Consider the following 14,089-nt stretch of genomic DNA (forward strand, 5'->3'; position numbering starts at 1 on the left):
TGACCGGCGATCACCCGCTGGCCTTCACCCGAGCGGGGTGAGTTCCTTGCCGACCTCCCGCAGCGCGACCTCTATCCCTAAAACTCTCTATAAACCCTCAAAATAAGGTATGTTGAGGAGCATTGAGGAAGGATAGGGAATGAATGAGCAACTGTACTCGGTCGAGCAGGTCGCCGACCTGCTCGGCCTGCACGTCAAGACCGTGCGTGGTTACGTGCGGGACGGGCGGCTCAAGGCGGTCCGGATCGGCAAGCAGTACCGGATCGCCCGTGCCGACCTGGAGGCGCTGACCGGCGGACCGGTTGCGGCCCCGGCCCGGGAGACCGCCGGCCGGGTCCGGCGCGTCGAGGCGACGACGATCGTGCAGATCGACGCGATCGACCAGAACACCATGAGCCGGCTCAGCACGCTGCTCCTCGCCTCGGTGAACGGCCGGGCCGGCACCGGCGAGCGGATCCGGATCCAGACGATCTACGACGAGGAGCGGGCCAGCCTGAAGATCGTCATCGTCGGCGGGCCGGAGGACACCGCCGAACTTCTCCGGCTGGTCGGCTCGCTGCTGGAGGACGGCTCGTGAGCGGGAGCGAACCGTTGGGCACTGTGAGCGGGAGCGAGGCCGCGGCGCCGGCTGGACCGAGGAGCAGCGCAGCCGTGAGGGACGAGCGGCGAGCAGCGGACGAGGGAAGCCGGTGCCAGCAGCGGCCGAGCGGGAGCGAACCATGGACACTGTGAGCGGGAGCGAACCATTCAGCACTGCCGTGATCTACAACTCGGCGGCGGGTGCGCGGCTGCTCGACGAGCGCTACGGCGCGCTGCTGGACGCCTGGCCGGTACCGCACGAGCGGCTGCGGGTCCCGAGCCGGGCGGGGGAGACCTTCGTGGTTGCCAGCGGCCCGCCGGACGCGCCGCCGGTGCTGCTGCTGCACGGCTCCGGCACCAACGCCGCCATGTGGCAGGGGGACGTGCCCACCTGGGCCGGCCGGTTCCGGGTGTACGCCGTCGACGTCATCGGCGAGCCGGGCCGCAGCGCGCCGGCCCGGCCGCCGCTCGGCTCGGACGCCTACGCCGGCTGGCTGGACGACGTGCTTGCCGGGCTGGGGCTCGACCGGGCGTCGATCGTGGGCGCCTCGCTCGGCGGCTGGCTGGCCGTCGACTACGCCACCCGTCGCCCGGAGCGGGTGGACCGGCTCGTCCTGCTTTGCCCGGGCGGCATCGGCCGGCAGAAATGGGCCGTGCTGATCCCGGTCCTGCTGCTGATGCCGTTCGGGCGGTGGGGAAAGCGCGCGGCCATGCGGCTCTACCTCGGCCGCCCGCCGCGCGGTCTGCCCGCCTCCGGTGTGCGGCGTTTTCTCGACCACATGCTGCTGGTCCAGCGGCACTTCCGGCCCCGAAGGGAGCGGCTGCCGGTGTTCGACGACGGCACCCTGCGCCGGCTGACCATGCCGGTGCTGGTCATCGCCGGCGAGCGGGACGCCGCGCTCGACTCGCGCGACACCCGCCGCCGGCTGGCCCGCACCGTCCCGCACGCCACGGTGCGCCTGCTGCCCGGTGTCGGGCATTTCCCGGCCGGCCAGGCCCAACCGATCCTCGAGTTCCTGCTCCAAAATCCACGCGATGTGCGTGATTGTCCACGGCGGCATCCCTAGCCTGACTGTCAGGTGTGAACCCGTATGTCCACACGGGAGGTTCGCCATGCCCGAAACCCGTCCCGCGCCAACCATGTTCCGGCGGATCGGCCCGGTGCTCGCCGTACTGGTGGCGGCCGGAACGGCGATCTTCGCGTTGCTCGCACCGGCTCCGGTCGCCCGGGCCGCGACGCTGTTCAGCGACGACTTCGAGGACGGCAACGCCGGCGGCTGGACCACCAGCGGCGGTTCCTGGACGGTGGACACCGACGGCTCCCGGGTCTACCAGCAGACCGGCACCAGTTCCGACGCCAGGGCCAGGGCCGGCCAGGCGTCCTGGACGAACTACACGGTGACCACGCGGGTCAAACCGACCGCCTTCAACGGGTCGAACCGGTTCGTCGCGCTGCTCGCCCGGGCGCAGAACGCGACCAACTACTACTACCTGGCGCTGCGCAGCTCCAACGTCGTCGAGCTGAAGAAACTGGTCGGCGGCACGGCGCAGACGCTGGCCTCGGCGCAGGTGCCGGTGTCCGTCGGCACCTGGTACACGCTGCGCCTCGAGGTGTCCGGGTCGACGCTGCGCGGCTCGGTGAACGGCGGCACGCCGCTGTCGGCCTCCGACACCCAGTACGGCGCCGGTCAGGTCGGGGTGGCGACCTTCAACGCGAGCGCGGTGTTCGACGACATCCTGGTGGACGGCGGCACCTCGGGCCCGACCCCCACGACCACGACAACGACCACGACCGGCACTCCGCCCCAGCAGCCGCCGGCCGGCTCGCCGATCGGGTGGGCCGGCGTCAACGCGCTCGGCCAGAACGGCGTGACCGGCGGCGCCGGGGGACCGGTGGTCACCGCCACCACCTCCGAGCAGTTCCTCGACTACATCGACACCGTCGGCCCGCTGGTGATCCGGGTGCAGGGAACGATGAACATCACCAGCAAGCAGGGCGTGCGCCCGAACAAGACCATCGTCGGGGTGGGCACGTCGGGCGTGATCAACGGTGGCGGGCTGGACTTCTACCGCTCGTTCAACGTGATCGTGCGCAACCTCAAGTTCACCAACGCCGAGGACGACGCGGTCAACGTCGGCCAGAACTCGCACCACATCTGGATCGACCACAACGAGTTCGTCACCCCGGTCGACGGTTCCATCGACATCGTCCGCGGCGCCGAGTACGTGACCGTGTCCTGGAACTGGTTCAACCAGACCGACAAGACCATGCTGATCGGCCACTCGGACAGCAACTCCGGCGAGGACACCGGCCACCTCACGGTCACCATCCACCACAACTTCTTCGACGGTTCCCGGCAGCGGCACCCGCGGGTGCGGTTCGGCGAGCCCGTGCACGTGTTCAACAACTACTTCCGCGGCAACGAGCTGTACGGCGTCGCGTCCACAATGAACGGTGGGGTTCTCCTCGAGGGCAACTACTTCGAGAACGTGCCGTTCCCGTGCTTCTCGGCCAGCGGCTACGCCGAGTCCGGTCCGGGCCGGCTGGTGCAGCGCAACAACATCTTCACCGGCTCCGGCGCCTGTGAGGTCGCCGGCGGCGTGGCCGAGCCCCGCAACTCCTACGCCTACACCCTCGATCCGACGGCCAACGTCCCGGCGCTGGTGCGGGCCGGAGTCGGCATCGGGCGGATCGGCGCCTGATCGACCCGTCCAACCGACGCTCGGCGCCCGATCGGGGTGCGCCGTTGCGAACGTTCACCGAGCGGGCTGAGCTGCCGGTCGCCGACCGGTGGCCGGCTGGACCAGCTGGAGCTGGAACCCGAGCTGCTTGGCGAACTGGCGAAGCTGGATCTGGAGGCCATCCTGCGGGCCGGTCAGGCTCCGGTGAGTTCCGCCCGTTGCCGACCCGAAGCCTGCGCGCCGGACTTCCCTCCGTCACCATCCCCGAGCCCGGCGGCAACCAACCCTTCTGGGCCTGCCGGCTGCACGCCCTCGGCGCCAGCCCGCCCCCGCTGTCCCGCCGCACCCTCACCCCCGCCAAGCTCGCCACCGCCATCAGCACGATCCGCACCACCGCCACCCACCGCGACGCCGCCAAGCAGCTGCCCGCCCGGCTGGGCCAGAGAGAACCCCGCGGCGGCCACCCTCACCGTGGTCGACCGCCTCCTGCACTGGACCCGGGCGATCGGCTCAGTGCGGTTTGAACACGATCTGGATCGCGATCACGAGCACCCCGATGCCCCCGCCGGCAAGCGCCGAGGCGAACAGCCGCCAGCCGGTCATGCCGGCCCGGTAGCCGGCGTAGAACCCCCAGCCGGCCAGGTTGAGGGTGCCAAGGCCGAGGATCACGCCGATGGTGTCGAACACGTCCAGCGGGCTCAGCCAGCTGATCCCGAGCGCGGTGATCGGCGGGATGGCCACCAGGAGGAACTCGGCGTCGTCGCGCAGCAGCTGACGCCATTCGGGCCGGGTCAGCGCGCGCCTCACGGCCATGTGCCTGGTCATCGACCCGGCGAACAGATGCGCCAGCATGAGCGCCAGCGTGGGCAGGACGATCACGACGGCGATTCCCAAGAAGTGCGGGTGACCCTCCCAGCCGGTGTAGACGGCCAGGACCGACATGAGGACCACGGTGCCGTAGATGGCTCGCTCCGGATCCAGCCCCATCACCCGGTGATGGTGGTGCTTCTGCGGGTGGGTCACGGCGCCATTCTCGAGGAACACGGCTTCTGGTTCGGCACCCGAACGGGGTGGGTCCTGGTCCGGCAACGTTCGCGGCGGGCCGGGGCCGCGCCCGGCTCCGGCCGATACGCCGGCATGGCCGGGTTGTCATCCGTGGCGCACCGGTGTGCCATCCGGATGACGGCAGCGTGATGGTCTATTTCACCGGACCGATGATGCGCGCCAATCCGATCGGCAATGGGTGAGTATCCGAACTTCGGGCCGCATGGCCCTTGGCATGAATGTCCGTCGCCGGTGCCGTATCCGTTCGGGAGATGCGGCCTGAGCTGGGATTTCGGCGACTTAGCGTAGCTGAATGGGGCCCGATCGAGGCCATAGTGGTAATTCGTTGGGGTGGAGGTATTGCGCCCCGTGACGGGTTGCGAGGGCGGCGGGAACACGCTTAGACTTCGACGATTAGCTTTACGGAAATCTAACACGTGGGATTATTCGCGGGGTCTGGGGTTCGGTTTCGGCTGCGTCGAATTGGATTCCGGGCATCATCATGAGTGCACGCAGGGCCAGTGAGAACAGGCGATGGTCGAGCGGGATCGTGGCGGGACTCCTGCTGCTGATGGTCGCCGGAGGCGCGTACCACGCGGCACGGCCGGCGCGGGCGGCGGTCGATCCGGCGGCCTGCGCCACGCCGGACGACATCGAGTCGGGCGGCGGCGTCCGCACGATCAGGGTGGCGGCGGGCGAGGTCGTGCTGCTCACCGGGGGGACCTTCACCGGCCCGATCGACCTGCTCGAAAGCGGGGGCACACTGTGTGTCGCGGCGGACGCCAACCTCAACCCGAATGCCGTCCGTCAGCCGGCGGGCGGCCTGGTCGTCCAGGGGACCGCCAGGTTTCCGTCGTTCACGTCGAGATCGGGGTTCGCGCTCTTCGTCGCCGGCACCGTGGTGATCAACAAGACGATCCTGCTCGGCTCGTCGTCGGTCGAGGTCGTCGCCGGCGCCAGCCTGACCGGGGGCCAACTGCTGCTGTTGTCCGGCTCGCTCACCACCAACGCCGGCACGCTCGACAGCGGGATCGAGACCAGCAACGGCGCCACCGTGGTCAACTCCGGCGACCTGACCGCCCGCGGCGGTTTCGAGCTCGAGGGGCCGCTGTTCAACACCGGCCGAATCATCAGCCTCGACGGACCGGTGGAGTTCACCTTCGGGTCCACGGTGACGAACTCGTGCATGATCACCGCCCCCGACGATGACGTCATCGTGACCAGCAGCAGCACCATCATCAATCACGGTCTGATCCAGGCCCCGACCGGCACCCTGCGCGTCTACGGGAAGTACACCCAGACCCCGACCGGCGTGACCGCTTCCGCCGCGCTGCACAACGAAGGCGCGGTGTTCGGGTTCGGCAGGTACCACTTCTCCGGGTTCACCCGCACCTTTGGCGTCTTCGCCGGGGCGAGCGCCGCCGAGCCGGTCGTCGTGGACGAGTTGACCCCGCCGGCACCGCCGGCCATCTTCGATCTCCAGTCCGGCACCGTCGCCAACGTCGTCACGGGCAGTGTGGCCGTGCTGACCGCCAACAGCCTGCCGGGCGACTGTGTGCCGAGCGGAGATCCGGTGGCCGATGTCACCGTGGCCAAGGTCGGTCCGGCCGTGATCGCCGCGGGTACCCGGATCACCTACACGCTCATCATCGCCAACAACGGCCCGGATTCGGCGAGCAGCCTGGTCATCACCGACTTCCTGCCGGCGGCGCTGACCGCGCTGGAAGCTCCCGACGGCACCCTCGAGCCCGGTCCGACGGCCCGGTGGACGCTGACCGAGCTGCCCGCGGGCAGCAGCAGGACCTTCACCGTGAGCGGGACGGTGCCGGATACCGGAACCCTGCTGAACAGGGCCACGGCGACGGCGAGCACCGCCGACCCGAACCCGGGCAACAACGACGGGTCGACCGAGGTCCAGCAGTTGAGCACCGAGATCCAGCCCGGAACGCCGGTCAACCAGCCGCCGGTGGTCGAGGACAACACGTTCGACACCATCTCCGCGTTCCCCACCGCCGGCAGCGTCGCCTTCGCCGACCCGGACACCCAGCAGAACCACCTGGTCGCGCTGAACCAGGCGCCCCGCAACGGATTCGTGACACTCAACCCGTCCGGGGTGTTCTACTACACCCCGCGGTTCGGGTTCACCGGGTCGGACGACTTCACCGTGGTCGTCTGCGACAACGGCAGTCCGGTGCTGTGCGACGAGGGAACGTTGACCATCGTCGTCGCACCGCTGGCCGTGCCGGACACCGCCTACAGCGTGATCGACGCGCCGGTCCGGATCGACGTGCTGCACAACGACATCGGCGAGACCACCGCGCCGTCCGTGCTGAGCCCGCCGACCCAGGGCACCGCCGTGGTGGACGGGACCGAGATCGTCTACACGCCGCCGGCCGGGTTCATCGGTGTCGCCGAGTTCGACTACAAGACCTGCGCCTCCTCGGACACCTCCATCTGCGGAACCGCCACGGTGACGGTGTTCGTGGACGCCCCGCCGGACGAGCCGCCGGTCGCCGACGATGTCGCCGTGACCACGGTGGTGAACACCATGGTCACCGCGACCGTGCCGGTATACGAACCGGAAGTCGGCGAGCCGGTCAACGTCGTGCTGCACACCCCGCCGGTGCACGGCGTAGCGGACGTGTTTCCGAACGGCTCGTTCAGCTACACGCCCAACACCGGGTTCGCCGGGGTCGACTCCTTCACGGTCGAGGCCTGCGAGGCCGACCGGACCGCCTTCTGCGACGACGCCACCGTCACCGTGACCGTGAACCCGGTCGTCCGGGCCGACACGGCTCAGACCGATGTGGACGTTGCGGTGAGCATCCCGGTCACGGCCAACGATCTCGGCACCATCGGCGCACCCAGGATCGTGACCGACCCCGGCTCGGGTACGGCCGTGGTGCAGCCGAACCAGACGGTCACCTACACCCCGAACCCCGGCTTCACCGGCCTGGACCTCTTCGAGTACGAGGTGTGCGCGGCCACCGCCGCCACGGTGTGCGTGCACGGCCCGGTCGCCGTCACCGTTGGCGCCCAACCGAACCGGCCCCCGGTCGTGCAGACGCTCGAACTCGAAACGGTCACCGACCGGCCGGTCAGCGAGCACCTGATGTACTACGACCCGGACGTCGGGCAGGTCCTGACCGTCACCATCGCCCCCGGTCCGTCCCATGGGACGGCGACCATCAACCCGGAAGGGATCGTCACCTACACCCCGGCCGCGAACTTCGCCGGGACGGACGTGTTCCGAGTCACCGTCTGCGACGACGACTCGACACCGGCGTGCACGAGCGTCGACGTGCCGGTCACGGTGCGCCCGCTGGTCATGCCGGACGGGGCGACGGTCGACGTCGGCGGCTGGGTGGACATCCCGGTGGGGGCGAACGATCGCGGTGACGTCGGTCCGGTCACGATCACCGTGCCGCCCGCCCATGCCGTCGCGGAGGTGGCGGCCGGCTTCGTCCGCTACACCCCGGACCCGAACTTCGCCGGGCGGGACTCGTTCACCTACCGGGTATGCGCGACGTCGGCGCCGACGGTCTGCGACACCGCGGAGGTGCGGGTCGCCGTCCTGCTGGTCGCGGTCGAGGACGGCGCGGCCACCAACTCCGGCCGGTCGGTCGACAAGAACGTGCTGGCCAACGATCTCGTCGGGCCGGACACCGCGGTCACGATCCGTACCGCTCCGACCAACGGAACCGTCGCCATCGCCTCGGCCGGCACCGTCACCTACAGCCCGGCCGGACCGTTCGCCGGTGTCGACTCCTTCAACTACTCGGCCTGCACCGCGGCCAATCCGCCGATCTGCGCCCACGCACCGGTCACGGTGCTGGTCGTACCGCTGGTGAAGAGCGACGTCACGGGCACTAGGGGGCCGGAGCCGGTCGTGATTTCCGTTGAGGACAACGACTTCGGCGAGGCCACCCCGCCGGAGGTCACCACCCCGCCGGCCAACGGCACCGTCACGGGCGGCGGCGTGCTGCGGATCGATGCGCGCGACGCCGCAAACCTGTCCGAGCTCGGCGCCGCGGCACCGCTGGTGTACACCCCGCACGCGGGTTTCGCCGGCACCGACGCGTTCACCTACCGGCGGTGCGCGATCAGCAACCCGAACGTGTGCGGGTTCGGCGACGTGATCGTCGTCGTCGCGCCCCCGCAGCTCGGCGAACAACCGCCGACCAGCACGCCACCGCCGGCCGGCGGTACGACGCCCCCGGCGGCGCTCGCACCGACCACCGGCAACGGCGGATCGCTGGCCGCCACCGGGGTCGGGCTGGCCATCCTCGGCGCCGCCGGGCTGGCCCTACTGGTGGGCGCCGGACTGCGGCTGCTGGCCCGGCGGCGCGGGGAAGCGGACCAGGGACCCGCGGACTGAGTCCGTGACCGGCGCCGTGCTCGTGGCCGTTGCGGTTACGGCAGTGGGCCGATGTGGCGGCCGGTGACCGTCGGGCCGGGCGGTGGCATGCGGTGGCGGCTCAGCAGGATGGCCAAGCGCCGGTGGGTGTGGCGTTGGTGGATCGGGTGGGGCCGGCTTGGATGCAGGCCGCTGCGCAGGTTGTTGACGAACTGGGCGACGGTGTACGGGTGGGGCAGGATGTCGTGCCCGCCGAGGTAGCCGATCACCCGGGGTGTTTCGGTTGGGCGGGCTTCGGTGGCGACGAGCCATCCGTCCCGTTCGTTCCACACCAGCATCAGGTCCCGGTTGGGGCACTCGGCGTGCCGGTCGGGAAGGCCGAGGTAGGCGGTGATGGTGTCGCTGATCTCGAACCCGGTGGCTTCGGCGGGGACCGCGAGGTGGATTGCCACCGCGTGGACGTAGCCGGCCAGTGCGCGTTCGAGCTCGGGCAGGCTGACCGTCTCCGGGTCGCTCGCGGTTTGGTGGTATCGGGTGCGCGAGGGTTGCGGGGGGTCGTCGAGACCGAGCATGGACAGCAGGCGGGCCCGGTCCTCGTCGTCGAGGGCTTGGCCGGCGACGGTGCGGGCGGCGCGGACGCGCAGCAGGTGAGTGTCGATCTCGGCTTGGGCACGGGTTTCGGCGAACGCGGGCGGCCGGGATCCGACGGGATCGGCTGGGCGGCTCATGGGAGGCTGACCCGGACGGCCTGGCGGGGCCGGGCTGCCGGTGCCGGCCGCTCGCCGGCCATGCTGGCGGTGCGGAGAGTGGTGCGGGTCGGTGAGCCCAGCACGATGGCGCTCCCGTCTCCAGTCGGATCGCGACCGGACCTGGCGCCAAGAACGAAGCCGGCTCGACCGCCGGCATACGAGATGCTCTCGACAGCCCAACCGTACCCCATCGGACGCCGGGGCCGCGTGAACCGACCAGGGGACCCGCCTGCCGGTGGCCGCTGCCGCCGGCCGCTACGGTGAGCTGCGCCACCACACGGTGCCTGGGGGAACCAATGGGAGTCCGGTACGGTTATATGGCTGGAGTGTGATCACACGCTCCGGGCGGATTCCCCGGCGACCGGGTAGGGTCGTCGCATCCCCAGCTGGGTCACGGCTGCGCCACCCAGCACCCCCGTGCCGATGTCGCACCGGGACGTATCCCAGCCAGATCCTGGAAGTCACACCAGGCATTGGCGCTCACCATGAATGAGGAGTATCGCCATCACTACAGCCACAACCAAGGGCGGCCAGACCGCCGCGCGCATGGTTTTCAGCCATCCCGTCACCGAACCGTCCGCCCGCTGGCCCGAGCACACCACCAACGCCAAGCCGTCTTCGCGGAACCTGTTCCGCGAACCATCGACTCCTTCAGGCCACGCGCCGTCCACCGCGTGAACGCGCCCGCGGGCCCGCCGCGCGGATAGCGCCGGCGTCGGCCGCGGCTACGACTCAAATTCGGGATCAGTCCCACCACACGTTGCCTGGAACCGCGCAGGTGCGATCGCGGCCGCGCGCCGGTGTTCGGCTGGAATGGGGCTGTACAGCCGCGTGTGCCGTCAATCGTCTTGACCGGACGTAATTGTCTGAAAACCGAATGCGACCGGGCTCATCTTCGACCGTGTTGGCAAGGAATCCCAAAGGGATCCGGCTTCGGGCGGGCGGCGGGAGGGCAGGCGATCAGCCGCCCTTGTGGCGTCGTGCGGCCGAGTTCTACGGTGGCGTAGGCAATCCAGGGGCGCTGGGGATGCCGGCCGTCCTGTCGACAGGACGGGTCCGCGTCCGGCCTTGGTGATTTCCAATCCACAACGCACCGGTGGATTTCGATGTGAATTCTCCACTCGAGTCAAACCCGTGACCGATAAGGACGGTGGCAGTTGAGCACGAACCCTTTCGATGACGAGGACGGCCGCTTCTACGTCGTGGTGAACGACGAGGAACAGCACTCCCTGTGGCCGGTGTTCGCCGACGTGCCGGCCGGCTGGCGGGTGGTCTTCGGCGAGGCGGCAAGGGCCGAGTGCCTGGAGTACGTCGAGCGGAACTGGACCGACATGCGGCCGAGGAGCCTGCGGGAGGCCATGGCAGCGGACTGAACGCCGGTCAGATCCTCAAGGGGAGAGTGAATCGCGATGTACCGAGGGTCCGATGCGCCGTGGATCGTCGAGTTGATGCTGCGGCACCCGTTGGCACTGCTCATGAACGTCCGTGCGATGCGGATGGTCCGGATAGCCCGCCAGCCTGCCTGAGTGCCGGACAAGCCCCGTTCCCCGTGGTGCGCCGGCGGCTCGCCCGACCGGACACCTGTCACACCGGAGTCAGTTGATGATCCTTCAAGGAAAGCGGGTCGCCCTGCCGTCGGCGCCCGTGGTCCACAACCGGTTCGAGGCGCACGCGAAAGCCACCCCCGACGCGGTTGCCGTCTTCTGCGCCGGACAGCGGTTGACCTACGCGGAGCTGAACGCGAAGGCGAACCGGTTCGCGCACCTCCTCGCCGCGCGCGGGCACGGCCGGGGCGCGAAGGTCGGCGTCTGCCTCGACTACTCGCTCGACATGGTCGTCGCCATCCTCGGCACCCTGAAGGCAGGCGCGGCCTACGTACCGCTCGACCCGGCCTACCCGGCGGCGAGACTCCAACTGCTGCTGGGGCAGATCCCCGATCTGGGCCTGATCGTGGCCGCCCCGGCGACGGCCGGGCTGGTCGAGTCGGCGGCCGTCGAGGTCATCGATCTCCAGCAGCTGTCCGGTGAGCTGGCAGGTCTACCGGCGACCGATCCGGACCTCCCGGTCACCGGGGACGACGTGTGCTACGCGGTCTTCACGTCCGGGTCGACCGGTACGCCGAAGCTGACCGCGGTGCGGCACGAGGGTTGGTTCAACCTGCTGAACTGGCTGATGCTCGAGTACGGCCTGCATCGCGGGTCGAACAACCTGGTCGTCAGCGCGTTCGGATTCGACCTCTCCCAGCGCAGCCTGATGATGCCGTTGTTCTGCGGCGCCACCCAGAACCTGATGGCGAGCCGGAACTTCGACGCCGCGATGGCCTACCGCATGCTGACCGAGCACGAGATCCGCACGGTGCACTGCGCCTCGAGCACGCTGTATCTGTTGGTGGACTGGGAGACCGCACGTGGCGGTGACGCGCTCACCCGGCTGGACTACGTGCTGTTCGGCGGGGAGCCGCTGAAGGTCGAACGGATCGTGGACTGGGCGCGGCGCGCGGGCAACACGTGCACCCTGCTGCACCAGTACGGCGTCGCCGAGTGCGCGGATGTCGCGTCGTCCTACGACCTCGCCGAGTACCGGCCGGGTGAGCACGACATCGCACCGGTCGGCAGGCCGGCCTACAACAACGACATCCACCTCCTCGATGAGAACCTGCGCGGCGTCGGGCCGGGGGAGTACGGCGAGATCTGCATTTCCGGGGTGAGTGTCGGCGCGGGTTATCTCAACGGAACCGGCCCCGAGAACAAGCGGTTCACGACGATCGAGGTCGACGGCGTGCCGCGCAGGCTGTACCGCACGGGCGACCGCGGCAAGGTCGACGAGGCCGGAGAACTCGTCGTCGCCGGCAGGATGGACGCGCAGGTGAAGGTGCGGGGCATGCGCATCGATCCCACCGACATCGAGCGTGCGCTCGGCCGGCTGACCGAGGTCCGGGAGGCCGCCGTCGTCGTCGCGTACACCACCTCCGGTGACGCCGAGCTGATCGCCTACCTCGTCCCGGCCGGGGACGATCTCGCCGAGAACGACGTGCGCGCCCACCTGCTGAAAACGTTGCCGCGGAACATGGTTCCGGCCAAGTTCATCAACATCCCGCGGATTCCGTTGAGCCCGCACGGAAAAGTCGACCGCGCAGCACTGGTCGATGCGTACCGGAACCAGAACGCCGATAGCCGCACGGCGGCATAGTCGACGGACCTTGCTGACCACCGAGAGGACTGTGATGATTGCCGATAAGGTGCGCGCCATTTGGTGCCGGGAACTGCAGCGCGACGACATTTCGGTCGACGACGACTTCTACGCCCTTGGTGGCCAGTCGGTGATCATGGCCAGGATTCAGGGCGCTTTCATCGAGGAGTTGGGCGTCGAGGTCCCGGTGGACCAGATGTTCCTCAACCCGACGGTGGCGTCGATTTCTGTCTACATCGAATCCTTGGGTGCGGTCGCCCCCTAGCGCCGGGCCTGGTTCTTGGCAAGAGAGGTTGCCATGTACGACGTCATTGTCATAGGTGCCCGTTGTGCGGGCTCGCCGACGGCCATGCTGTTCGCGCGGCAGGGTTATCGCGTCCTGCTCCTGGAGAAGGTGCGGTTCCCACAGGACACGCTGTCCTCGCACTACCTGCACATGCAGGGGGTGGCGCTGCTCAACAGGTGGGGGCTGCTCGACACGGTTCGCGACACGGGCTGCCAGCCGATCACCCGGGAGAGCTACCAGGCGCCCGGTGTTCGCATCGAGGGTTTCTCCCTGCCGATGGACGGCCAGCAGACCACGTACGCGCCGAGGCGCTACGTGCTCGACCCGATCCTCGCCGAGGGTGCCGTCGCGGCCGGTGTGGAGTTCCGGGAGTCCTGCGCGGTCAACGATCTGCTGTTCGAGGACGACCGCGTCGTCGGGGTGCGATACACGACGCCCGGCGGCGTCGAGGCCACCGACCGGGCGCGGTTGGTGGTCGGCGCGGACGGCATGCGATCGCTGGTGGCCCGCAAGGTCGGTGCGCCGAAGGTCATCGAGCACGCGCGGGCGACCTGCGTCTACTACAGCTACTGGGCCGGGGTTCCGGCGATCTTCGAGCTGTACGAGCGGCCGGGGCGCTGGGTCGCCGTCGTGCCGACCAGCGACGACCTCAACCTGATCATGACCTACTTCCCGCAGGACGAGTTCCCCGCGGTCCGCAAGTCGGTGGAACCCGCCTACCTCGAAGCCGTCCGCAGCACGGCCCCCGACCTGTACGAGCGGATGTCCGGCGGCCAGCGGGTGGAGCAGATGTACGGCACGGGGCACCAGGAGAACTTCTTCCGCAAGGCCTACGGACCCGGGTGGGTGCTGGTCGGTGACGCGGTGAACCACAAGGACTCCATCACCGCCCGCGGCATCACCGAGGCCTGGGTCCAGGCCCAGTCGCTCACCGGCTACATCGGCGAGCGGTTGCACGACGACACCGCGCTCACCGGGGCGCTGCGGCGCTACGAGAACGACCTGAGCGGCGAAGCCTTCAGCCACTACCAGGGCGCGCTCAACGTGGCCGAGCTCAAGCCCGAGGGTCGGGTCGAGATGCTGCGGAAGCTGGTCGGACACCAGGAGCAGATCGACCGGTACTTCTCGACGCTGTCCGGGGCGTGCTCCATCGACGACTTCTACAACGACGAACTGCTGACGCTGCTCGACCAGAGCTGAGTG

At 69.4% G+C, this 14,089-nt stretch carries 11 protein-coding genes; 9 read left to right on the top strand and 2 right to left on the bottom strand.

All coding sequences use genetic code 11. From position 1 onward, the window contains the following. The first annotated feature begins 139 nt into the window (after window positions 1-139). From VFV67_RS17075 to VFV67_RS17090, 4 genes are all read left to right on the top strand, one after another. Window positions 140-577 (top strand): helix-turn-helix domain-containing protein, encoded by a 438-nt coding sequence (locus VFV67_RS17075; protein ID WP_326471160.1) that lies wholly within the window; start codon window positions 140-142, stop codon window positions 575-577. A gap of 142 nt (window positions 578-719) precedes the next feature. Then, window positions 720-1,646, top strand: coding sequence for an alpha/beta fold hydrolase (locus VFV67_RS17080; protein WP_326471161.1), 927 nt, complete (start codon window positions 720-722; stop codon window positions 1,644-1,646). Between the two features lie 46 nt (window positions 1,647-1,692). Then, window positions 1,693-3,282 carry a hypothetical protein gene (locus VFV67_RS17085; RefSeq protein ID WP_326471162.1) on the top strand — a complete coding sequence of 530 codons (1,590 nt, stop codon included), beginning with the start codon at window positions 1,693-1,695 and terminating at the stop codon, window positions 3,280-3,282. 197 nt (window positions 3,283-3,479) lie between these two features. Continuing rightward, window positions 3,480-3,785 carry a hypothetical protein gene (locus VFV67_RS17090; RefSeq protein ID WP_326471164.1) on the top strand — a complete coding sequence of 102 codons (306 nt, stop codon included), beginning with the start codon at window positions 3,480-3,482 and terminating at the stop codon, window positions 3,783-3,785. Here the strand turns inward: VFV67_RS17090 and VFV67_RS17095 are convergent. Further along, window positions 3,772-4,284, bottom strand: a complete 513-nt coding sequence (locus VFV67_RS17095; RefSeq protein WP_326471165.1) for a hypothetical protein — start codon at window positions 4,282-4,284, stop codon at window positions 3,772-3,774. The two genes, VFV67_RS17090 and VFV67_RS17095, sit on opposite strands and share 14 nt — an antisense overlap. Window positions 4,285-4,855: 571 nt before the next feature. Here VFV67_RS17095 and VFV67_RS17100 point away from each other — a divergent pair. After that, complete coding sequence (locus VFV67_RS17100) at window positions 4,856-8,683, top strand: Ig-like domain-containing protein (RefSeq protein ID WP_326471166.1); 3,828 nt, start codon at window positions 4,856-4,858, stop codon at window positions 8,681-8,683. A 35-nt stretch (window positions 8,684-8,718) separates the two neighbouring features. Here the strand turns inward: VFV67_RS17100 and VFV67_RS17105 are convergent, their stop codons facing one another. Further along, the gene (locus VFV67_RS17105; RefSeq protein ID WP_326471167.1) at window positions 8,719-9,390 is read right to left on the bottom strand and encodes a DUF6292 family protein; all 672 of its coding nucleotides are present in this window, start codon (window positions 9,388-9,390) and stop codon (window positions 8,719-8,721) included. 1,178 nt (window positions 9,391-10,568) lie between these two features. On the opposite strand from VFV67_RS17105, the gene VFV67_RS17110 reads away from it, so the two are divergent. The 4 genes from VFV67_RS17110 (at window position 10,569) to VFV67_RS17125 (ending at window position 14,086) form a co-directional block, all read left to right on the top strand. Next, window positions 10,569-10,784, top strand: coding sequence for an MbtH family protein (locus VFV67_RS17110; protein ID WP_326471169.1), 216 nt, complete (start codon window positions 10,569-10,571; stop codon window positions 10,782-10,784). Between the two features lie 229 nt (window positions 10,785-11,013). Next, entirely contained in the window at window positions 11,014-12,600 is a 1,587-nt protein-coding gene (locus VFV67_RS17115; RefSeq protein ID WP_326471170.1) for an amino acid adenylation domain-containing protein, read from the top strand. A gap of 10 nt (window positions 12,601-12,610) precedes the next feature. After that, a complete protein-coding gene (locus VFV67_RS17120) occupies window positions 12,611-12,865 on the top strand; it encodes an acyl carrier protein (protein WP_326471171.1) in 255 nt (84 codons plus the stop codon). A 33-nt stretch (window positions 12,866-12,898) separates the two neighbouring features. Further along, window positions 12,899-14,086, top strand: a complete 1,188-nt coding sequence (locus VFV67_RS17125) for an NAD(P)/FAD-dependent oxidoreductase (RefSeq protein ID WP_326471172.1) — start codon at window positions 12,899-12,901, stop codon at window positions 14,084-14,086. Window positions 14,087-14,089 lie beyond the last annotated feature (3 nt).

Origin of the sequence: Actinophytocola sp., from assembly GCF_035762905.1 — a bacterium.
GTDB lineage: Bacteria > Actinomycetota > Actinomycetes > Mycobacteriales > Pseudonocardiaceae > DASYTH01.